The sequence below is a fragment of the Streptomyces sp. NPDC058000 genome, assembly GCF_042886435.1.
Lineage (GTDB): Bacteria > Actinomycetota > Actinomycetes > Streptomycetales > Streptomycetaceae > Streptomyces.
In genome coordinates this window covers 170053-190891 of the sequence record NZ_JBHVQS010000001.1, presented here as the reverse complement: position 1 = coordinate 190891, position 20839 = coordinate 170053, and the positions used below count along the sequence as shown (strand labels likewise).

General features: G+C 69.8%; 21 protein-coding genes. 11 read left to right on the top strand and 10 right to left on the bottom strand.

Translation table 11 applies throughout. The features are described 5' to 3' along the window. Positions 1 to 72 precede the first annotated feature (72 nt). Positions 73 to 267, bottom strand: coding sequence for a ferredoxin (locus ACFVT2_RS00905; protein WP_390011196.1), 195 nt, complete (start codon positions 265 to 267; stop codon positions 73 to 75). Positions 268 to 323: 56 nt separating this feature from the next. After that, a complete protein-coding gene (locus tag ACFVT2_RS00900; RefSeq protein WP_390010606.1) occupies positions 324 to 1535 on the bottom strand; it encodes a cytochrome P450 in 1212 nt (403 codons plus the stop codon). A gap of 347 nt (positions 1536 to 1882) precedes the next feature. Between ACFVT2_RS00900 and ACFVT2_RS00895 the strand changes: the two genes are divergently transcribed. Then, entirely contained in the window at positions 1883 to 2380 is a 498-nt protein-coding gene (locus tag ACFVT2_RS00895; protein ID WP_390010605.1) for a MarR family winged helix-turn-helix transcriptional regulator, read from the top strand. 125 nt (positions 2381 to 2505) lie between these two features. Here the strand turns inward: ACFVT2_RS00895 and ACFVT2_RS00890 are convergent, their stop codons facing one another. The 3 genes from ACFVT2_RS00890 to ACFVT2_RS00880 all read right to left on the bottom strand — a co-directional run bounded on the left by ACFVT2_RS00890 (position 2506) and on the right by ACFVT2_RS00880 (position 5564). Further along, a complete protein-coding gene (locus ACFVT2_RS00890) occupies positions 2506 to 3666 on the bottom strand; it encodes an SPFH domain-containing protein (protein WP_390010603.1) in 1161 nt (386 codons plus the stop codon). Beyond that, on the bottom strand, positions 3666 to 3929 hold the full coding sequence (locus ACFVT2_RS00885; RefSeq protein WP_390010601.1) for a hypothetical protein: 264 nt from the start codon (positions 3927 to 3929) through the stop codon (positions 3666 to 3668). Before ACFVT2_RS00885 ends, ACFVT2_RS00890 begins: the two co-directional genes overlap by 1 nt. A 165-nt stretch (positions 3930 to 4094) precedes the next feature. Next, positions 4095 to 5564: an MFS transporter gene (locus ACFVT2_RS00880; protein WP_390010600.1), complete on the bottom strand. Its 1470-nt coding sequence runs from the start codon at positions 5562 to 5564 to the stop codon at positions 4095 to 4097. A 133-nt stretch (positions 5565 to 5697) separates the two neighbouring features. Here ACFVT2_RS00880 and ACFVT2_RS00875 point away from each other — a divergent pair, with 133 nt between their 5' ends. Next, a complete protein-coding gene (locus tag ACFVT2_RS00875; protein WP_390010598.1) occupies positions 5698 to 6519 on the top strand; it encodes a helix-turn-helix transcriptional regulator in 822 nt (273 codons plus the stop codon). Here ACFVT2_RS00875 and ACFVT2_RS00870 read toward each other — a convergent pair. Continuing rightward, positions 6449 to 7450, bottom strand: a complete 1002-nt coding sequence (locus ACFVT2_RS00870) for a methyltransferase domain-containing protein (RefSeq protein ID WP_390010596.1) — start codon at positions 7448 to 7450, stop codon at positions 6449 to 6451. The two genes, ACFVT2_RS00875 and ACFVT2_RS00870, sit on opposite strands and share 71 nt — an antisense overlap. On the opposite strand from ACFVT2_RS00870, the gene ACFVT2_RS00865 reads away from it, so the two are divergent. Further along, positions 7449 to 9056 (top strand): PLP-dependent aminotransferase family protein, encoded by a 1608-nt coding sequence (locus ACFVT2_RS00865; protein ID WP_390010594.1) that lies wholly within the window; start codon positions 7449 to 7451, stop codon positions 9054 to 9056. The genes ACFVT2_RS00870 and ACFVT2_RS00865 overlap by 2 nt on opposite strands. Before the next feature lie 28 nt (positions 9057 to 9084). On the opposite strand, the gene ACFVT2_RS00860 is transcribed toward ACFVT2_RS00865, so the two are convergent. After that, on the bottom strand, positions 9085 to 9573 hold the full coding sequence (locus ACFVT2_RS00860) for a nuclear transport factor 2 family protein (RefSeq protein WP_390010592.1): 489 nt from the start codon (positions 9571 to 9573) through the stop codon (positions 9085 to 9087). A 123-nt stretch (positions 9574 to 9696) separates the two neighbouring features. On the opposite strand from ACFVT2_RS00860, the gene ACFVT2_RS00855 reads away from it, so the two are divergent. The 6 genes from ACFVT2_RS00855 to ACFVT2_RS00830 all read left to right on the top strand — a co-directional run bounded on the left by ACFVT2_RS00855 (position 9697) and on the right by ACFVT2_RS00830 (position 17165). Then, on the top strand, positions 9697 to 10278 hold the full coding sequence (locus ACFVT2_RS00855; RefSeq protein WP_390010590.1) for a TetR/AcrR family transcriptional regulator: 582 nt from the start codon (positions 9697 to 9699) through the stop codon (positions 10276 to 10278). Positions 10279 to 10402: 124 nt separating this feature from the next. Next, positions 10403 to 10831, top strand: a complete 429-nt coding sequence (locus ACFVT2_RS00850; RefSeq protein WP_390010588.1) for an SseB family protein — start codon at positions 10403 to 10405, stop codon at positions 10829 to 10831. A gap of 13 nt (positions 10832 to 10844) precedes the next feature. Beyond that, positions 10845 to 11459 carry a hypothetical protein gene (locus tag ACFVT2_RS00845; protein ID WP_390010586.1) on the top strand — a complete coding sequence of 205 codons (615 nt, stop codon included), beginning with the start codon at positions 10845 to 10847 and terminating at the stop codon, positions 11457 to 11459. Then, positions 11456 to 16204 carry a putative T7SS-secreted protein gene (locus ACFVT2_RS00840; RefSeq protein WP_390010584.1) on the top strand — a complete coding sequence of 1583 codons (4749 nt, stop codon included), beginning with the start codon at positions 11456 to 11458 and terminating at the stop codon, positions 16202 to 16204. Before ACFVT2_RS00845 ends, ACFVT2_RS00840 begins: the two co-directional genes overlap by 4 nt. Before the next feature lie 15 nt (positions 16205 to 16219). Further along, positions 16220 to 16672, top strand: a complete 453-nt coding sequence (locus ACFVT2_RS00835) for a hypothetical protein (protein ID WP_390010582.1) — start codon at positions 16220 to 16222, stop codon at positions 16670 to 16672. A gap of 148 nt (positions 16673 to 16820) precedes the next feature. Then, positions 16821 to 17165, top strand: coding sequence for a hypothetical protein (locus ACFVT2_RS00830; RefSeq protein ID WP_390010580.1), 345 nt, complete (start codon positions 16821 to 16823; stop codon positions 17163 to 17165). A 52-nt stretch (positions 17166 to 17217) separates the two neighbouring features. Here the strand turns inward: ACFVT2_RS00830 and ACFVT2_RS00825 are convergent, their stop codons facing one another. Then, entirely contained in the window at positions 17218 to 17598 is a 381-nt protein-coding gene (locus ACFVT2_RS00825; protein ID WP_390010578.1) for a hypothetical protein, read from the bottom strand. A 133-nt stretch (positions 17599 to 17731) separates the two neighbouring features. On the opposite strand from ACFVT2_RS00825, the gene ACFVT2_RS00820 reads away from it, so the two are divergent. Continuing rightward, on the top strand, positions 17732 to 18526 hold the full coding sequence (locus tag ACFVT2_RS00820) for a helix-turn-helix domain-containing protein (protein WP_390010576.1): 795 nt from the start codon (positions 17732 to 17734) through the stop codon (positions 18524 to 18526). Next, positions 18519 to 18743 (top strand): DUF397 domain-containing protein, encoded by a 225-nt coding sequence (locus ACFVT2_RS00815; protein WP_390010574.1) that lies wholly within the window; start codon positions 18519 to 18521, stop codon positions 18741 to 18743. Before ACFVT2_RS00820 ends, ACFVT2_RS00815 begins: the two co-directional genes overlap by 8 nt. Here the strand turns inward: ACFVT2_RS00815 and rocD are convergent. Together rocD and ddaH are read right to left on the bottom strand one after the other, a co-directional pair. Then, positions 18740 to 19963, bottom strand: a complete 1224-nt coding sequence (rocD, locus tag ACFVT2_RS00810; RefSeq protein ID WP_390010572.1) for an ornithine--oxo-acid transaminase — start codon at positions 19961 to 19963, stop codon at positions 18740 to 18742. The genes ACFVT2_RS00815 and rocD overlap by 4 nt on opposite strands. Next, positions 19960 to 20838, bottom strand: a complete 879-nt coding sequence (gene ddaH, locus ACFVT2_RS00805; protein WP_390010570.1) for a dimethylargininase — start codon at positions 20836 to 20838, stop codon at positions 19960 to 19962. The genes rocD and ddaH overlap by 4 nt, the downstream gene beginning before the upstream one ends. Position 20839: the final 1 nt, after the last annotated feature.

Sequence of the window (20839 nt, the reverse complement as noted above, 5' to 3'; positions counted from 1 at the left end):
ACGGTTGGCCCGTTGGCCAACCGGCCAACCGGCCAACCGGCCAACCGGCCAGCCGGTCAGCGGGCCAGGCGGTCAGTCGGTCACCATGATGGCGGCGGCGGGGCAGATGGCCGCCGCCTCGCGGACCGCGTCGTGCAGCGCGGCGGGCGGTTCGGGGTCGAGGACGACCACGATGCCGTCCTCCTCCCGCTGGTCGAAGACGTCCGGTGCGGCGAGGACGCAGCTACCGGCGCCGCAGCACTTCTCCTGGTCGGCGTGGATGCGCATGGTGCTCCCAAGTGGTGGGTGGTGGGCGGTGGTCGGGGTGGCGTGAGGGGTCCGGGTCACCAGGCGATCGGCAGGGAGTGGACCCCGTAGATCGCCATGTCGCCGCGGAACGGGATCTCCTCGTGGGGGACGGCCAGCCGCAGGGTCGGCAGGCGGCGGATCAGGGTTTCCACGGCGATCTGGAGCTCCACCCTGGCCAGCGGCTGTCCCAGGCACTGGTGGACGCCGAAGCCGAAGGCGACGTGGCGGCGGGCGTCCCGGGCCACGTCGAGGGCGTCGCCGTCGGGGAAGACCTCGGCGTCCCGGTTGGCGGAACTGAGCATGCACAGGACGCCCTCGCCGGCGCGGATGGTGCGGCCGCCGACGACGACGTCCTCGGTGGCGACCCGAGGGGTGCCGTTGTGCACGATCGTCAGGTAGCGCAGCAGCTCCTCGACGGCGCCCTTGATGAGCGCGGGTTCGGCACGCAGCCGGGCGAGTTGGTCGGGGTTGCGGAGCAGGGCGAGGGTGGACAGGGCGGTCATGTTGGCGGTCGTCTCGTGGCCGGCGACCAGCAGCAGGCGTCCCATGGTGGCGATGTCGGTGTCGTCGAGTTCGCCGCGGGCGGCCAGGCGGCTGACGATGGCGTCGTCCGGCTTCTCCCGCTTGGCCCGGGCGAGTCGGACGAGGTACTCCAGCAACTCGTCCTGGGCGGCCCGGGTTTCCTCGGGCGTGGAACGCAGGGTGAGCAGGATCCGGCTCCGCTCCTGGAAGAACTCGTGGTCCTCGTAGGGGACGCCGAGCAGCAGGCAGATCACCAGGGACGGCAGCGGCAGCGCGAAGTCGGTGACCAGGTCGGCGGAGGTGCGGCCGGCGGTCATCTGGTCGAGCAGGTCGTCGGCGAGGCGTTGCACCTCGGGGCGCATCGCCTCGACCTTCTTGACCACGAAATCGGCGGTGAGCATCCGGCGCAGCCGGGCGTGCTCCGGGTCGTCCATGCGGAGGAAGGTCCGGTTGGCGCCGATGGCCTCGCGGTTGCCGGCGGTGAGGAAGGGGAAGCCGGGGCGGTGGGCGTCGGCGCTGAAGCGCGGGTCGCCGAGCACCGCCCGGACGTTCTGATAGCCCGTCACCAGCCAGCAGGGGGAGCCGTCCCAGAGGGTCGCCCGGGTGACCGGTTCGGCGCGCGCCGCGTCGGTGATGGCGGGGGCGGGGTCGAACGGGCAGCCGGGGGCGCGGCTGGCCGGGACGGTGAGGGGCTCGGGGGGAGCGGTGCGTTCTGCGGTCGTCATGCGGCCGGTCCTTCCGCGTGAGAGTTAATTACCTAACTTAGGTAATTAAGTTGTGGCCACGCTAACGCAGGCCCGGTGGGGGAGGGAAGGACGGATCACGGCAGGCCCGAGGTTGGCTCAAACTGCATGGCGGAGGGAGGGGCGGGCGGACGGAGCGCGGACCGGCGGACGGAGGAACGGGCGGGTGCGGGACGGTCCGTGGAGCGATCCGAGGGCGGTCCGTAAGCGGATCCGTAGGCGGTCCGTAGGGCGATGCGGTGGCGGGTCTGGCGGCGGGGTCCGGTGGCGGCCGGATCCTGGTACGGAACGCGGCGGATCCGGGAACCGGTGCCCGCTACAGTGCCCCCATGCCGGACCCCGCGCCCCACCAGGACTCCACCGCCGCACTGCAAGGCGTGCTGGCCACGCTGTCCTACCTGCTCACCCGCTCGCGGGCGCACGAGCGCCACGCGAGCCAGGCGGGCATCACGGCCGGCCGCTCCGACCTCTATCTGTTGATGGCGCTGGAGGACAGCGGAGGCGTCAGCCGGGTCGGTGACCTGGCGGCGCAGCTGATGGTCGAGCCGCCGCACGTCACCCGGCAGATCAGCCAGTTGGAGGCGCAGGACCTGGTCGAGCGCACCCCGGACGAGATGGACCGGCGGGCCCGTCGGATCGCGATCACGCCGCACGGCAAGGCCGTCCTGGAGAGCTTCAAGGCGGCCAGACTGGCCGGATTGCGTCAGGCCCTCGGCGATTTCGACGACGCCGATCTGGACACCACGAAGGCGGTGCTGGACCGCCTCGTGGACTACGTCCGCGACCAGCACACAGAGGAGCCGCGGCCCCGGGGGCGCGGGGCGTAGCACCCGCGCCCGGAGGCGAGCCGGGTGGCGGCCCGCCCCTGGGCGGTGACCGGTAGTGCCGGTGCCGGGCGGTGACCGGTAGTGCCACCCCCGGCGTGCGGGCTACTTCCTCGTCCTCGTCCTGATTACTCGATCTCGACGCGGCCGCCGTGGGCGGTGCCGGTACCGGTGGCCCCGTTCTGGGCGGTGGTGCCGCCGGACGCAGCGGGGGTGCCGAGGTTGCGGCGGACCGAGTCGAGGATGGTCAGGCCCTGGCCGACCAGGCCGGCGGCGATCTCGCCCAGGCCGTCGGTGCCGTTGAGGACGTTGACGTTGGCGTTGGCCAGGCCCGCGGAGGCTTCCTTGACGATCTGCGGGAGCTGGTCGATGAGCATCCGGTCCAGGGCGACCCGGTCGTGCGAGGCGGCGGCCTCGGCCTGGATCTTCATCCGCTCGGCCTCGGCCAGAGCCAGCAGCCGGATGCGCTCGGCCTCCGCCTCGGCGGGCTTGACGACCTCGGCGACCAGTTCCTGCTGGCGCAGCTTGGCCGCGCGCTCGGCGAGTTCGGTCTGGGCGGCCATCACCTCCTGTTGGGCGTGGGCCTGGGCCAGCGGGCCGGCCTGCGCGGCACGGGCCTGGGCGCGGTCCACCTCGGCGTTGTACTCGGCCTGGACCACGGCGGTCTGCCGTTGGTACTCGGCCTGGTTGCGTGCCGCCTCCTGCTGCGCCTCGACCGACGCCTGGGTGGCCTGGGCCTGGGCGATCTGGGCCTGGCGCTGGATGGCGGCCTTGTGCGGGGCGGACATCGCCGCGATGTAGCCGGTGTCGCCGTCGTCGATCGACTGGATCTGCAACGAGTCGACGGTCAGGCCGATCTTGGCCATTTCGGTCTTGGACGTCTCCAGGACCTCGGTGGCCAGCTTCTGCCGTTCGGTGACGATCTCCTCGACCGTCATCGAACCGATGATGGAACGCAGATGGCCGGCGAAGATCCGGCCGGTCAGGACCGCCATCTGGTCCTGGTCGGACAGGAAGCGCTGGCCGGCATTGACGATGCTCTCGGTGTCGTTGCCGACCTTGAACGCGATCACGGCGCGCACCGTGAGGCCGATGCCCTGCCGGGTCACGCACTTCTCGGCGACCTCGGCCTCGCACATCGCCAGGGTCAGGAAGCGGCACTTGCGGAAGACCGGCAGCACGAACTTGCCGTGGCCGGTCACCACCCGGAAGGGCGCCCCGCCCTGTCCTCGCCTGCCACCGGAGATCAGCATGGCTTGATCAGGGGCAGGAACGCGGTAACCGAACATCACTTGTCTCCTCCACCAGCGTCGCCGGGATCACCGGCCGACGCGTCCAACGGATCGGCCCACTCCATGACGTTGACCTGGCGATTGCCACGGGACTCGATCACGAGCACGGTCGCCCCCACAGGCAGGGGCTCGGGGGACCAGGCGAGGAACGTCTCGGAGCCACCCCGGATCCGCACCAGAACCTCACCGGGTCCGGCAGCTCCACGTGTGCCGATCAGCAGCACTCCGGTACAGCCGATTACGGCTTCATCCCGGGCCATCGATCGCTGCCCTCCCCCGTTCGTTCTTGGATTCCGACCATAGCGCTCCGGCGTGCGGCGGCCTATGGCGGGAGGGCGGCGAGTTGGTGCGCCGTTGAGGTGGTGCGACGAGGAGGCCGGGCGGGGTGCTCCCGGAGCGGTCGGGCGGTGCGCCGGCGCCGGCCCTCAGCCGCGGTGGGCCGCCGGGTCGGGGAGCAGCGGGAGCAGCAGCGAGACCAGCGCGGCGAGGGCTGCGTTGGCGGTGAGGGCCCAGGTCAGCGCGTGGCCGTAGGCGGCGACGTCCTGGTGTCCGGCGGGGCCGAGAGCGCCGTAGAAGAGGACGCCGATGACGGCCACGCCGACCGCGCCGCCCACCTGCTGGCCCGTGGAGAGGACGCCCGAGGCCGTGCCGGTCTCCTCGGGGCGGACGCCGGCGAGGACCGCGCTCAGCAGCGGGGTGACCAGCAGGCCGTTGCCGGCACCGACCAGGGCCAGGGTCGGGAGCAGCCGCCAGGCGGTCAGTTCGGGTCCGGTCGTGGCGGTCACCGCGACGGTGCTGCCGAAGCCGAGGAGAGTGATCAGGGAGCCCGCCTGGAGGACCCGCCGTCCGAAGCGGGCCAGCCGCCCGGCGAGCAGGCCGGCGGCGAAGAAGACCACCGCGAACGGCAGGTAGGACAGCCCGGCGCCGAGCGCGCCCTGCCCCAGGCCGTCCTGGAGGGTGAGCGAGAAGACCAGGAAGAAGGAGTTGATGCCCGCGTAGGTGAGGAGGACGAGGGTCATGCCGACCGCGAACGGCCGTTCCCGGAAGAGTCGCAGCCGCACCAGCGGCGCCCCGCCGGACGCGTCCACCCGGCGCTCCACCAGGGCGAACGTCAAGAACGCCAGCACACCGGCGGCCAGGCTGAACCACGTCCACCGCGGCCAGCCGGCGGCCCGCCCCTCGACCAGCGGGACGACCAGCAGGCCCAGCGCCAACGTCAACACCCCGGCGCCCAACAGGTCGAGGCGCCGCGCCTCCGGGGCCCGCGTCTCCGGCACGTAGCGCGCGGTGAGCAGCAGCGTCGCCAGGCCGACGGGCACATTGACCCAGAAGACCGGGCGCCAGGAGGAGCCGAAGAGGTCGGCGGAGACCAGGACGCCGCCCGACAACTGCCCGACGGCGCCCGCGATGCCGATCACCGCCCCCAGCGCCCCGAACGCCCGGGCCCGCCGCTCGCCCGGTACCAGCACCTGGAGCATCGCGAGGACCTGCGGGAACATCGCGGCCGCCGAGAGCCCCTGGACGAGCCGGGCGACGATCAGCAGGCCCGCGGCGGGCGCCAGCGCGCAACCCACGGAGGAGAGGGTGAACAGCGCCATCCCCCACTGGAACAGCCGCTTGCGGCCGAAGCGGTCACCGAGCCGGGCACCGGTGATCAGGGCGATGGCGTAGGTGAGTTGGTAGCCGGCCAGGATCAGCTGGACGTCGGCGTCGGAGGCGTGCAGATCGGCCTGGATGGCGGGCGCGGCGACCAGCACGATGAACGTGTCGAGGACGGCCATGAAGGCGCCGGTGAGAACGAGCGCGAGGGCGCCCCGTGAAGCCGTCGCGGGGGGTGTGGGAAGAGGGGGCGGGGCGGTGTGCGGAGCCCCGGCCGCAGGTGATGTCTGAGCCATGGCGTCACGCTCGCGCAGCCTCGAACGGCCGTACAGAGACTGTTTATGCTGGTGTTTTCGCCACCACCGACCGCGTGCGCACGGCCGGCCGACGGCCCGTCGGCGGCCGGGCGTCGCCGCCCTGGGAGGGCCCATGGCCGACGAGGACCGGCGGCGCGCCCTCGCGGAGTTCCTGCGCTCGCGCCGGGAGCGGATCACCCCGCGGGAGGCGGGCATCCTGGCCGGGCCCCGGCGGCGGACGCCCGGGCTGCGGCGCGAGGAGGTCGCCCAGCTGTCCGGCGTCAGCGTCACCTGGTACACCTGGCTGGAACAGGCCCGGGACATCGGCGTCAGCCGGCAGGTCCTCGCCAGTCTGGCGCGGGCCCTGATGCTCAGCTCGGTCGAGCAGCGCCATCTGTACGCGCTGGCCGGCGAACGGCCCCCCGAACAGCCGGCCCGCTCCGGCCCAGGGCCCGCCCTCCAGCGGCTGGTGGAGGCGCTGGACCCGCACCCGGCGTACCTGCTCGACGCCAACTGGGACCTGGTGGCCTGGAACCGCGCCGAGGCCGGACTGATCGGCGACCCCGGCCAACTGGCGCCCGAAGAACGCAACTTGCTCTGGATCGTCTTCACCGACCCGGCGATGCGGACGCTCCTGGTCGACTGGGAGGGGCAGGCGCGGGACCTCGTCGCCCAGTTCCGGGCGGACGCCGGGGAGCGCTTCGGTGATCCGCGATGCGATCGACTGACCAAGGAACTCTGCGCGCGGAGCCCGGAGTTCGGCAGGTGGTGGCAGGCACACCATCTCGCGGAATTCGGCAGCACCCGGCGGACCTTCCGGCATCCGACGGTCGGATCGCTGACCTTCGACTACGTGAAGCTGGCGGCGCTGGAAGCACCCGGGGTCAAGTTGTTCGCCTGCCTGCCGCACGACGAGCAGACGCGGGAGAAACTGCCTGCGCTACGGGGGTGCTGACGGGGTCGGCCCGGCCCTGCGGGTCGTCCGCCGGCGCGACGGCCACGGCCTTGAAGAACGTGTAGTGGAAGCTGCCACCGGGCTCCGCGGAGCGCCGTAGCTCGGCGATGCCGCGGTCCCAGTCGGCGGGTGTGCTCAGCCCGGCGGCGAGGGCCTCGTCCCGGACGGATTCGACCATGGCGAGGAAGGTTCGACGGGTGAAGCCGTGGACGAGGCCGGGCCGGCTCGCGTCGGCGTAGACGGTGCGCGGCCGGACGGCGACGTCCGCGAAACCGGCAGCGGTGAGGAGTGGCTGCAACTGCCGCCCTATCAGGGCGTTTCCGCCGGCCGCCGCCTGGAGGCGGACCTGGTGGCCGATCACCTGACGGGCGGCCGGGCTGTCCGGGTGGAAGACGACCGAGCCGTGGTCGCCCTCGATGGCGGTGAGAGAGCCGCCGGGGCGCAGTACGCGGCGCAGTTCGGTCAGCGCGCGGACGGGGTCGGGGAGGTGTTCCAGGACGAAGCAGAGGAAGAGGTGGTCGAAGGAGGCGTCAGGGAAGGGGAGTCGGTGCAGGTCGGCGCGGTGCCAGGTGACCCGGTCCGTCGCGTGCGGGGCGTGCGCCGCCAGGTGGGCGCGGGCCTGGGCGAGGGAGGACGCGGAACGGTCGAGGGCGGCGATGCGGGCGCCCGGGCTGCCGTTCACCAGGTGGACGGTCTGCGCGCCGACGCCGCAGCCGACCTCCAGGACGCGGCTCCCGTCCTGGTAGGCGGTCCCGGCGTGGAGCAGTGCGGCCAGAGTGTCGGCCTGGTCGCCGAGGCGGCGGGCCTCGTCGTCGGAGTAGCCGTGGACGTAGCCAGGGGAGACGTGGGCATCGGTTCCCTGGATCTCGGGTGTGTGGACCTCGGATACGAGGGCGGGGAAGGGGAGTTGGGATGGAGCGTGCGCGGTCATGGGATCACCGTCGCGGGAGAATGGTCCGGTGGACAGGTCCAAAGATGGTGCATTTCAGGGGGCCATAAGGTCCGGGGTCGTAGCCGGCTCCGATTTCCTCCAGTTGCGGATCGGGGAGGTGCCCGTCGGGGGCCGGGCGGACCGGCTGGCCGCTGAGCTGCGGCGGGCCATCGCGGACGGCCGGCTGCCGGTCGGGAGCAGGCTGCCCGCGACCCGGGTGCTCGCCGCCGACCTGCGGGTCTCGCGCGGCCTGGTCACCGAGGCGTACCAGCGGCTACGGGAGGACGGCCAGGTGGCCGGGCGGGGGCGCGGCGGCACGGTGGTGGTCGCCGCCCCGATGACGGCCGGCGCGGCAACCACGGCGGGTGAGGGCACGGAGGGCCCCGGTGCGCCGGCCTCCGGCCCGACGGCTGCCACCCCGACGGCCGCCACCCCGATGCCCTTCGCCGCCGCGCCCGGCAGCGACATCTTCGACGCCCTCCGCTCGGCCCCCGCGCGGATCGACCTCACGCCCGGTGTGCCCGACCTGGCCTCGTTCCCCCGCGCCGCCTGGCTGCGCGCCGAACGCGCGGTGCTCGCCGGGCTCCCGTCGGCGGCCTTCGGCTACGGCGATCCGCGCGGCACCCCCGAGCTGCGGCGGGCCGTCGTCCACTGGCTGGCCCGCAACCGCGGCATCCGGGCCGACCCCGCCGACGTCCTGATCGTCGCCGGTACGGCACAGGCGCTCGGGCTGATCGCCCAGGTGCTGCACCGTGACGGCGTCGACGCCATCGCGGTGGAGGACCCCGGTTCGCTCGGCGCCCGCCAGCACCTCCACCACTGGGGCGCGGCGACCCCACCGGTCCCGGTGGACGAGGACGGCGTACGGGTCGACGCCCTACGGGCGACCGGCGCCCGCGCCGTCCTCCTCACCCCGGCCCACCAGTTCCCGACCGGCGTGGTGCTCGGCGGGGCACGCCGCCGCGACCTGCTCCGCTGGGCGTCCGACACCGGTGGCCTGATCATCGAGGACGACTACGACGCCGAGCACCGCTACGACCGTCCCCCGGTCCCCGCCCTGCGCTCCCTCCTCGCTGCCCACGTCTGTTACGCGGGCAGCGCCTCCAAGCTGCTGGCACCCGCCCTACGGATCGGCTGGCTGCTCGCCCCGCCCCGCTACCGGGAGGCGCTGGTGGCCGCCAAGCGCTTCGCCGACCTCGGCAATGCCGCGCTGCCGCAGCTCGTCCTGGCCCACCTGATGGAATCCGGCGAACTGGAGCGTTTGATACGGCAGGTGCGACGCCGCCACCGGGCCCGCCGGGACGCGGTGATCGCTGCGGTCCGTACCCACCTCCCGGCCGCGGCCGTCCACGGCGCCGCGGCCGGCCTGCACCTGACGATCACCTTCCCGCCCACCGCCCCGCCCGACATCGAGCTGGCGGCCGCCGCGCTCGCCCGCGGCGTCAAGGCCCATCCGCTGTCCTGGCACAGCCAGCGGCCCTACGGACGGCCGGGCCTGGTGCTCGGCTACGCGGCGCGCACGCCCGGGGAGCTCACCGAGGGCGTCGCCGTCCTGGGGGAGGCGCTACGCGCCGCGGGCCAACGGGACGGCGGAGGCGGAGCATGAACTCCCGTCCGGGAGGCGGTGATTCCCCTCACCGGAACGGAATCGGCAGCCCCCGTTCCCCTTCCGGTCGCGGCCCGAAGATTCGCCGATCCGCCTCCTCGATCCGGACGTCGTGGATCCCCGCCTCCCGCCGGCGCATCAGCCCCGACGCGTCGAACTCCCACAGTTCATTGCCGTAACTCCGCCACCACTGGCCGCTGGCGTTCCGGCTCTCGTACTGGAACCGCACCGCGATCCGGTCCCCCGCGTACGACCAGAGTTCCTTGCGCAGTGCGTAGTCCAGTTCCCGGTCCCACTTCCGGCGCAGGAACGCGACGATCTCGGCGCGCCCGGTGAGGAAGGTGTCCCGGTTCCGCCAGACCGAGTCCTCGGTGTAGGCGAGGGCCACCCGCTCGGGGTCGCGGGTGTTCCAGGCGTCCTCGGCGGCCTGGACCTTCTGCCGCGCGCTCTCTTCGTCGAACGGGGGGAATGGCGGCCGGGGCGAGGGCGTGGCGGATGCGGTGGACGTACCGGACATGGCGCGACTCCTGTCTGTGGCGTGTGGCATGGCCGTGCGCAGCTGGAGAACTGGAGAACGTTCGTTCTCCGCTCACCTCGGTTAGTGTAGAGAACGAACGTTCTCAGCGGAAGGCGGGACCTTGTGACGGACCACGACGAGGTGCGGACGCGGATCCTCGACGCCGCGGAAAAGCTCTTCTACGAGCGCGGCATCCAGGCCGTCGGCATGGACGAACTCCGCACCGCCGCCGGCGTGTCCCTCAAACGCCTCTACGGCACGTTCCCGGCCAAGCACGACCTCATCGAGGCGTACCTGCGCCGCCGCGACACGCGCTGGCGGGCCGACCTCGCCGCCTACGTGGACACCCGCGCGACCCCCGACGCCCCGGCGGCCCGGATCCTCGCCGTCTTCGGCTGGCTCGCCGCCTGGTTCGCCGCCCCGGACTTCCGCGGCTGCGCCTTCATCAACGCCTACGGCGAACTGGGCGCCACCTCGGACGGCGTCGCCCACGTCACCCGCGACCACAAACGCGCCCTGCTCGCCTACCTCACCGGCCTCGTCCAACCCTTGGGACACGACGACCCCACCGCCCTGGCCGGCCAACTGGCGCTCCTGATCGACGGCGCCATCACGAGCGCCGCCATATCGGGCGACCCGGGCCCCGCCCGCACGGCCCGCACGGCGGCGGAGGCGCTGGTCGGGGTATCTGTGGACGCCTCCTAATACTTGAACAAAAAAAGAACTCCCGGCCGGTTTAATTGGGGAGATCTCCCAGCGGCGTTGTCAGTGCCGTATGCCAAAGTGGTTCCAGCGGATGAGCTGAACAGCGACGGGGGAGGGGCTCGCCATGCCATTGGCGGACGAGGTAGCGGCGTTCCATGAAGCGCGGCCGAATCCGGCCGCGTTGGTCGGTGAATTCCGGCGAGCGGTCGTCATGCTCCCGATGGTCAACGACGCCATTCTCGCCGCTGATATGGACGGAATTCGCTGGCTTTACGCCTTCAGTGGCGAGGATGCCTTGTCCCGTTTTGCCGCGGGCCGGGGGAGCGAGTCGGCGACGGAATGGCAGTACGTCACCGTGTCCGGCGCCCGGATTCTTGACGTACTGATCCCCGCCATCGAAGGACCAGCGGGCGTGGCCCTGGACGCCGGAAGCGCAGAGGGCATGCTTTTCCCGCCGGTATCCGGAATCGTTCCGGACCACGTCGCGGTGGACGTGGACAACGGCATAGCCACGGCCTCAGTTGCCGATACGTCGGGCACCACGCACGCCTAGGGGGAGAACGTCCATGGGGCTTATCGAGGGAAGCGGTTACCGCGCTGATCCGGAGGCTTTTGAACAGCTCACCAAGGGCATAACCGCTGCGACGAGTGAGCTAAAGGAGTTGGGTTTCGATATCGAGGCCCAACTCGGCCGAGGCTTCGACAAGTTGTCCTTGGACGCCGTGGAGTGTGGGGATGACGGGCTGGCGTCGGTCTTCTCCTCATTCTGCGACCGCTGGGGCTGGGGCGTCTACAACCTCATACAGGAAGCCAACGACTTCTCCAAGAAGCTGGGGATCACGGCCGGTCTCTACTACGAGCAGGAGCAGTACGCCTCCGACCTCCTCAAACAGGGTCTGAACGCCGCCGTCGGTGACCCGAACAAGTCGGCGGAAGATCTGCACGGGACGTCCTGGAGCAAGCTCAAGAACGACACCGTCGATGCGTACACGCGCTGGGACTGGGACCCGAATTCGGCGGCCTCACAGGAGTCGTACGGGAGGACGAGCGAAGCCGCGCGGCAGTTCGGGCACGAGGTGACCTCGCTCCCGGACCGCCTGGCCAACGGGGGCGAGGATCCGGCCGAGACCACCGCGAAGCTCCAGGAGCCGCATCAGACACACGGGGGTAGTGACAAGTGAGCTGGTTCGGGGACGGCCTCAACAAGGTCTCCGAGGGAATGGGCGAGTTCACGGACGCCGTGGAGCGCGGCGCCGGCAAGGTCGTCGAGTACGGCGCCGACAAACTGGGCGACGGCCTGGAGGCGGTCGGTGCGGACGGCGCCGCGGATTCGGTCCGCTCGGGCGGCGACAAGCTCGCGGGCGCGCTCGGCACCCACGTCGGCGAGCGACAGTTGGACGAGACCGAGGACCCCAAACAGCTCATCCACGGAGATGCCGAGAAGCTCGACGAGACGGTCTCCCACCTGAAGGATTTCGCGGCGGCGTTCAACCGCGTCGCCGACGGAATGCGGAAGTTAGGCTCCGGACAGCACTGGAGTGGCCAGGCCGCCGACGCCTTCCGCGAGGCGTTCGAAATGCATCCCAAGCAGTGGATGCACGCCGCCGACGCTTGCGACGACGCGTACAAGGCGCTGAAGGCGTACGCGGAGACGGTCTCATGGGCGCAGGGCAAGGCTTCCGAGGCGATCGAGAAGTACCGCCAGGCCCAGCAGGACCGCGAAAACGCCCTGCAGTCCTGGAAGTCGAAGGTCGACGCCTACGTGGCGCAGGGCGAGCGCTACGAAGCCGCCGTCCAACGGGGCGAGGACGCCGGCCCGCAGCCGACCCCGCCCGGCGACTTCGTGGACCCGGGCGCTGAGGGCCGCGAAGCCGCACAGGACATGGTCAAGAACGCCCGTAGTCAGCGCGACGAGGCCGCCGAGCGGGCTCGCAACGCCATCCAGGGAGCCCTGGCGCACGCCCCCGACAAGCCGCAGTTCACCGATCTGGCGAGCGCCGGCCTGAAGGACGGCGGCAAGGCGTTCGCCATCGAGCACATGCACCTGCTCGGAGGTGTCGCGAAGGCCGGCATCGAGACCCTGAACCTCGCCCGCAAGGTCAACCCCTTCGACCCCTACAACATCGCCCACCCCTTCCAGTACGCCGCGAACGTCTCCACCACCCTCCTCGGGCTGGCTCAGGCGCCCATGCACCCCGTCGAAACGGCCAAGGGCATGCTCGGCTCCGGCTGGGGCAGCGACCCGATGGAGTCGTACGGCACGTTCCTCGGCAACCTCGTCGGGGGCAAAGGGGCCGGCGGTCTGGCCAAGGGGGCGGTGAAGGCGGGCGCGAAGGACGCGCTCAAGGGCGCCGCCCGTAACGCCGCCAAGGAGGGCGGCAAGCGGACAGTCCGCGACCGCCTGCGCACCGCCTGGTGCAAGACCTTCGGCAGTGACCCGATCGACCTGGCCACCGGCCGGATGATCCTGCCGCAGACCGACGTCTCCCTCCCCGGCAGCCTCCCGCTCGCCTTCACCCGCACCTTCGAGTCGTCCTACCGCACCGGCCGCTGGTTCGGCCGCACGTGGATGAGCACCCTCGACCAGCGCCTGGAGATCGACGCCGAGGGCGTCATCCTCATAGGCGAGGAGGGCAACTTCCTCCTCTACCCGCACCCGGCCGTAGGCGTCCCGACCCTCCCCATCGAAGGCGATGGTGCGCCGCTCGCCCGCACCCCGGACGGCGACTACTTCCTCGTCGATCCGGTCACCGGAATCCGCCGCTACTTCACCACCTACACCGAGAACCTCGCCCTCCTCGACGAGATCTCCGACCGCCACGGCAACCACCAGACCATCGACTACACCGAAGACGGCACTCCCACCGCCATCACCCACAGCGCCGGCTACCGTCTCCTGCTGACCACCGAGGGCGACCGCATCACCGCCCTCCACCTGGCCGGTGCCGCCCCCGACGGCAGCGACCAACTCCTGGTCACCTACGGCTACGACGCCTTCGGCCACCTCACCACCGTCACCAAGCCCTCCACCGACCGCCCCCTCTGCTTCACCTACGACGATGCCGGCCGCATCACTTCCTGGACCGACACCAACAGCAGCAGCTACACCTACGCCTACGACGAGGCGGACCGCTGCACCTCACAAGGCGGCATCGCGGGCCACCTCCGTGCCCGCTACGCCTGGGGCGACCCGGACCCCGAAACGGGCCTGCGCATCAACCGCTTCTTCAACTCCCTTGATCAGCCCACCACGTACCAGGTCAACGACCACCATCAGATCGTCGCGACCACTGACCCGACCGGCGCCACCACCCGCACCACCCGCGACATCAAGCACCGCGTCCTCTCCATCACGGACCCGCTGGGCCGCTCCACCCGCTTCACCTACGACGACGCGGGCCGCCCCACCACTGTCACCCTTGCCGACGGCACCACCTCCACCACGGCCTACGACGCCCACGGCAACCCCCGCACCGTCACCGGCCGGGACGGCGCCACCTGGACCCACACCTACGACGCCCGCGGCCAGCGCGTCGCCACCACCGACCCCGTAGGCGCCACCACCACCTACACCCACGACGCCCGCGGCAACCTCGCCTCCGTCACCGACGCCCTCGGCAACACCACCCGCATCACCTGCGACACCGCCGGCCTGCCCGCGTCGGTCATCGACCCGCTGGGCCACGCCACCCACTACCGCCGCGACGCCTTCGGCCGCACCACTTCCGTAACGGACCCTCTGGGCACAACCACCCACCTGCAGTGGACCGTCGAGGGCAAACTCGCCGCCCGTACCGACCCCAGCGGCGCCACCGAGACGTGGACCTACGACGGCGAGGGCAACCGCCTCACCCACACCGACGCCGTCGGCCAGACGACCCGCTTCGAATACACCCACTTCGACCTGCTCGCCGCCCGCACCGACCCCGACGGCGTCCGCTACGAGTTCGCCCACGACACCGAACTCCGCCTCACCCAGGTCACCAACCCTCAGGGCCTGACCTGGAACTACGCCTATGACGGCGCCGGCCGCCTCATATCCGAGACCGACTTCGACGACCGTCCCCTGGTCTACTTCCACGACGCCGCCGGCCAACTCGCCACCCGAACCAACGTCTTGGGCGAGGTCACGACCTACACCCGTGACGCACTGGGCCGCATCACCACCAAGGACGCCGCGGGCCTGGTCACCACCTACGTCCATGACACCGCCGGCAACCTCCAACAGGCCGCCAACCCCGACGCCACCGTCACCTACACCCGCGACACCCTGGGCCGGGTCCTGGCCGAGACGGTCAACGACCGCACCATGACGTTCACCTACGACGTCCTGGGCCGCCGCACCTCCCGCACCACCCCCACCGGCCACACCACCACCTACACCTACGACGCTGCCGGCAACCGCACCGGCATGGACATCGCCGGCCACCCCCTGTCCTTCGCGTACGACGCCGCTGGCCAGGAGCTCTCCCGCACCATTGGCGGCACCCTCCATCTCAGCCACACCTGGGACCCCACCGGCCGCCTGACCAGCCAGTCACTGACCACCGCCGCCACCGACCCCGCCGGCACCGCCCAGGCCGAGGTCCAACAAGTCCTCCAACGCGCCTACACCTACCGCGCGGACGGCCACCTCACCGCGATCGACGACTCCCACACCGGCCGCCGCACCTTCGACCTCGACCGCGCCGGCCGCGTCACCGCCGTCAACGCCACTGACTGGACGGAGACCTACGCCTACGACGCGGCGGGCAACCAGACGTACGCGGCTTGGCCTGACCGGCATCCGAACGCTTCGGCACGGGGTGAACGTGCCTATGAAGGCACGCGGATCACTCGGGCGGGAAGTGTTCGGTATGAGCACGACGAGTTGGGCCGGGTTGTCCTTCGCCAGAAGACCCGGCTGTCCCGTAAACCGGATACTTGGCACTACACCTGGAATGCCGAAGACTGCCTGACATCCGTCACCACCCCGGACGGGTTCAAATGGCGCTATCTCTATGATCCTTTTGCTCGCCGAATAGCGAAACAACGTCTTGCTCTTGACGGAGAAAGAGTCGCTGAGCAGACGGAGTTTTCGTGGGACGGGCCCAGCCTTGAAGAGCAGGCGACTTGGAAGGCGGGGGAGCAGGTTGCGATTGCGCTCGTGTGGGATAGGGATGGCTTTATTCCGCTCACGCAGAGCGAATCCAAGGTGCGCCTGTGTGGTCAAGGCAGACTCAGTTGGGAAACGGTAGACAGGAGATTCTTCGCTGTCGTAACTGACTTGGTGGGGTCCCCCGCCGAGCTTTTTGATGAGGTCGGTGGAACGGTTTGGCGCAGTCGTTCCACTCTATGGGGAACGACTGCTTGGGACGCTGGCGCCGTAGCATATACCCCGTTGGGCTTTCCTGGGCAGTATTTCGATATAGAGTCTGGCCTTCACTACAACTACCATCGTCATTATGACCCCGAGGTCGCTCGATTCGCGTCACCGGATCCGCTGGGACTGGAGCCTGCTGAAAACCCATGTGCATATGTGAAGAACCCTCGCCGGTGGGTGGATCCGTTCGGCCTCTCGCCGTGTGAAAGAGCTGGATTGGACGACTTGCATAAGGAGGCGACGGAAATCAAGAAGGGGCAGCTGTCGCCTGCCGGAAGGGCGCAGCAAAAGCACGGGGATCCGAGTCCGGGTAACCTCGAGAAAAGAGGTGAGGAGCATGTGAAGAGATATGATTTCGGCAAGCTGAAGAATAGCGAGAGGACGGAAGTGGGGAATGAGATAATCGAAGAGGTTTTGACGCACCCGGAAGCGGTGGAGAAGATTAATGCATCTGCTATCGCCCACTATGGTGGAGTCACGAGAGATGTAAGGATTGGCGCGAAAGGGTGGGGCGCCCGTTGGAGTATGCGTAATGGTAGCCTCCATTTTGAAGGCTTCTTGTAAAGTGGGTGTGGTTGCGTGATCTATGTCGAGGGTGACTTTCAGGCGGATGGGGCATTGCGTGATGTCTGCATTTTGAATGCGGAGCTGCGTGACTGGCAGAATGTTTTTGATCATTTTTCTGCCTCTGGCTGGTCTCTCTGGTTTTCGTGCGAACTGATGGGTCTTGAGGGTTCGCGCCTTCCGGATGCGGCTTCGCTATTCGCGGCTCTTGAGAGTGACCCAGACGAGTCGGCCACCCTTGCTGTCCAGGTTGGCGGTATTTGGTTCACTTGTTACTTCTTCGATGCGGCCGAAATCGAGTTCACCTTCGATCCTGGTGACGTTGTTAATTCTCGCACTTTTACGAGAGTCTCAACCTTCATGAAGGGCCTTGGTGATTCGACAGGGAAGCGGGTCATTATGACGATGGAGGGGACGTCTCACGCGGACATGCCTGCCCTTCTCGAATACATGCCTGGCCCGGTGTAGTTACCGGCTGCCATGCGAGTGGCAGTTGGATGGCCGGCAGGGAGTGTGAGTCACGGAAACCCTGAGAAGCGTCCAGGGTTTCTGAGTACCTCGACTCATGCGGGCGGGAGCGGTTGCGGGTTGGCTGGCGTGTATGGAGCAGACGTCGTTGTCTTTGGACGGAGAGCGGGACTCGCGGGCCTGGGTGGGGCCGTTGGTTTCGACCGTGGCCACGGTGGTGGTGGGGTTCTTCGCCCTGGTCTTCGTCGGGTTCTCGGCCATGGCCTGTGATGCGTGCAGTAGCGAGAAGGCGCATGGCTTCGACGCCAGCATTTCGACGGCCATCTCGGTGCTCCAGGTCGGCTTCCTGGTGCCGGCTGCGCTGCTCCTCGCCAGTTGGGGACTGCCCTGGGAGCGGCGGAACGCGGGGCGACGGGCGATGTTCGCCCTGATGGCCCCGCTGTCGATCGTCGGGTTGTTCGTCGTCTCCATGGCCATCGTCAACTGGCCGTAAGACGGTAGGCGGGGGAGGGGCGGGCCGGTTCTCGCCTCCTCCTTGTCCCTTGCTAGTGGCGTTCCACGTTTTCCTCTTCCTCTTTCTCCTCCTCTTGGCTCTGATCGTCGTGTCCTGTTGAGGGCGCCGGTAGGCGGCCGAGGCGGCTGTCGGCGATGCGGAGGACGTTGTTGAGGGCGGCCGTCGTGCGGATGAGGGTCAGGCGGAGCATGAGGGGGCCGGCGGCTTCGTTGCGCAGGACGGTTTGGGCGTCGGTGATGGCGCTGGCCGCGTTGCGCATTTGTTGGGTTTCCATGCGGTCGGCCCTGCGGGAGAGGTAGCCGTTGCCGTCGCCGGAGGCGGCCAGGTAGCAAGGCCGGCCGTCCCAGGTAGACCAGGGCAGCAACCGGAGGGCGGAGCCCGGCTGTTGGGGGTTGTCGGGGTCGTAGGTCATTTCAGTCCATCTCTGCACGGTGCCGACCGAGGTCGGGCGTCTTGTGTGAACTCCCCACCAGGGTTTAGTGACGATGGGTACGTTCGCAATAGGCAGAGTGTGACGGTGTAGGTGACACGAGAGGGTTGACGCGATGGGCAACACCTACGGTGATTGGCTTCGGGAGCAGCGGCAACAAGCGGGGTTGACGCAGCAGCAGTTGGCGGATGTGGCGATCATGACGCGTTCGCATATCGCGCATATCGAAGCGGGGCGGCGGGTGCCGTCGAAGGATGACGCGAGGCGGCTTGACCAGGCGCTCAACACGGGGAATGTGCTGAGCAGCTTTCGACCGGCGGGTGAGCCGACGGTGGCCGAACGCTTCACAGACGCACTGCAACTCGAACAGCAGGCAGAAATGATCTGGGAGTTTGCGAGCACGCTAGTGCCTGGTTTGTTGCAGACGGAGGGGTACGCGCGTGCGGTGATGAGCACGGCCTTTCCTCCGTGGAGTGAGGAAGACTGTGACAGGCTCGTCCGCACGCGGCTCGGGCGGGCGAAGATCTTCGACGGCCCGACGTCGCCAGTAATGTGCGCACTGCTGGACGAGGCGGTATTGCGTCGTCCGGTGGGTGGTCCCGCGGTCATGGCGGAGCAGATCACGCACATCGTCCGCATGGCCGAGGAAGGGCGGGTGCGGGTGCACGTCCTGCCGTTCAGCGCCTGTGCCCAACCACTCATGGACGGGCAGTTGAAGCTGATGTGGTTCGAGGACCAGCCACCGGCTGCCTATTGCGTGGGGCTGTCCACGAGCCAGATCCATGAGTCGCTGTCTGTCGTCCACGCGTTGCAGACCAAATACGCTCTCACACTGGGGGACGCGTTGCCGGTGCAGCAGTCACTGGCTCTGATGAGGGCGACAGCGAAGGAGTACGGAGACCATGAGTGAGCGCACCATAGATGACGCCGTCTCGCTGAGCGGCTGGCGGAAGTCCTCGTACAGCGACAGCGAGGGGGACAACTGCCTTGAGGTCCGCGACGGATACCCCCACGGCACCCCCGTCCGCGATTCCAAGGTCTCGCACGGCCCGGCGATTGTTGTCGGGGATGCGGCTTGGGGGGCGTTCGTGGATGCCGTGAAGGGTGGGGCGTTCGGCCGCCGTTAGGCCAGTACGCGGCCCAATGTCGCGATGGCCGAGATCAGTTCGGACTCCGTGATGGTCAGGGGCGGGGCCAGGCGGATGGTGGAGCCGTGGGTGTCCTTGACCAGGATGCCTTCGGTCATGAGGCGTTCGCTGATGGTGCGGCCGGTGCCGAGGGCGGGGTCGATGTCGACGCCGGCCCACAGGCCGCGGGTGCGGAAGCCGGTGACGCCGTGGCCGAGGAGGTCGGTGAGGCCGGAGTGGAGGACCTTGCCCAAGTCGGTGGCGCGGGCTTGGAATTCGCCGGTGGACAGGAGGTCGATGACGGCTGTGCCGACGGCTGCGGCCAGGGGGTTGCCGCCGAAGGTGGAGCCGTGTTGGCCGGGGCCGAGGACGGACATGACGTCGCGGCGGGCGACGACCGCGGAGACGGGGATGATGCCGCCGCCGAGGGCCTTGCCGAGGAGGACGATGTCCGGGGTGACGTGCTCGTGCTCGACGGCCAGTGTGGTGCCGGTGCGGCCGAGGCCGGATTGGATCTCGTCGGCGATGAAGAGGCAGTTGGCGCGGGTGGTGGCGGCGCGGACGCCGGCGAGGTAGCCGTCGTCGGGGATGATGACGCCGGCCTCGCCCTGGATGGGTTCGATCAGGACCGCGGCGGTGGTGTCGTCGAGGGCGGCTTCGAGGGCGGCGAGGTCGTTGTAGGGGACGGTGCGGAAGCCGGGGGTGTAGGGGCCGAAGCCGGCGCGGGCCTCCTCGTCGTCGGAGAAGCTGATGATGGTGGTGGTGCGGCCGTGGAAGTTGCCGCCCGCGACGACGATGGTGGCCTGTCCGGCGGGGACGCCCTTGACCTCGTAGGCCCATTTGCGGGCGAGCTTGATGCCGCTCTCGACGGCCTCGGCGCCGGTGTTCATGGGGAGGACCATGTCCAGGCCGGTGAGCTCGGCCAGGCTCTCGGCGAACTGCGCGAGGCGGTCGTTGTGGAAGGCGCGGGAGGTCAGGGTGAGGGCGTCGAGCTGGCGGTGGGCGGCCTCGATGAGCGCCGGGTGCCGGTGGCCGAAGTTGAGTGCCGAGTAGCCGGCCAGCATGTCGAGGTAGCGGCGGCCCTCGACGTCCTCGACCCAGACGCCCTCGGCGCGGGAGATGACGACGGGGAGGGGGTGGTAGTTGTGGGCCAGGACCGGGGCCTCGGCCTCGATGAGGGAGGCGGAGGAGCGGCGGGCGTCGATGGACGTGTTCGTCATGGGCGAAGCTCCTGGGTGCAGCACTTGATGCCGCCGCCGGCCTTGTGGAACTCGGAGAGGTCGACGGGGACGGGGACGTAGCCACGGGCGGTGAGTTGGTCGATCAGTCCGGTGGCCTGGGGGGCGATGAAGACGTGGCGGCCGTCGGAGACCGAGTTGAGGCCGAAGGCCAGGGCGTCGTCGCGGGTGGCGAGGACGGCGTCGGGGAAGAGGCGGCGGAGCACCTCGCGGCTGCCGGGCGAGAAGGCTTCGGGGTAGTAGGCGACGGCGGCGCCGCCGTCGGGGCGCCCGGGGTCGGCGGTCAGGCCGTCGTCGAGGACGAAGAGGGCGGTGTCCAGGTGGTAGAAGTACGGGTCGGTGAGGTGGAGGCTGATCGCCGGTAGGCCGAAGTGCTCCTGGACCTCGGCGTGGGCGTCGCGGGTGGTGCGGAAGCCGGTGCCGGCGAGGAGGTAGCGGCCGACGGGGACGAGGTCGCCCTCGCCCTCGCAGGGGGATTCGGGTCGGTAGAGGTCGTAGCCGGCGGCCTTGAACCAGATCTCGTACTCGCGGGACTCCGGGCGGCGCTGCGGGGCGTGGAAGAGGGATCCGAAGGCGCGGCCGCCGACGACGACCGCGGAGTTCGCGGCGAAGACCATGTCGGGGAGGCCGGGGGCCGGCTGGACGGTCTCGATGGTGTGGCCGTGGTCGCGGTAGGCGCGGACCAGGTTCTCCCACTGGTGGAGGGCGAGTGCGGTGTCGACGTCGGCGTCCTCGCTCATCCAGGGGTTGATGGCGTACTCGACGGCGAAGTGGGTCGGCCGGCAGAGGAGATAGCGCCGGGCACGGGGGGTTCGGTGCGCGTTCAGGAGCGCGCCGCCGGGCTGGGTGGTGGGCACA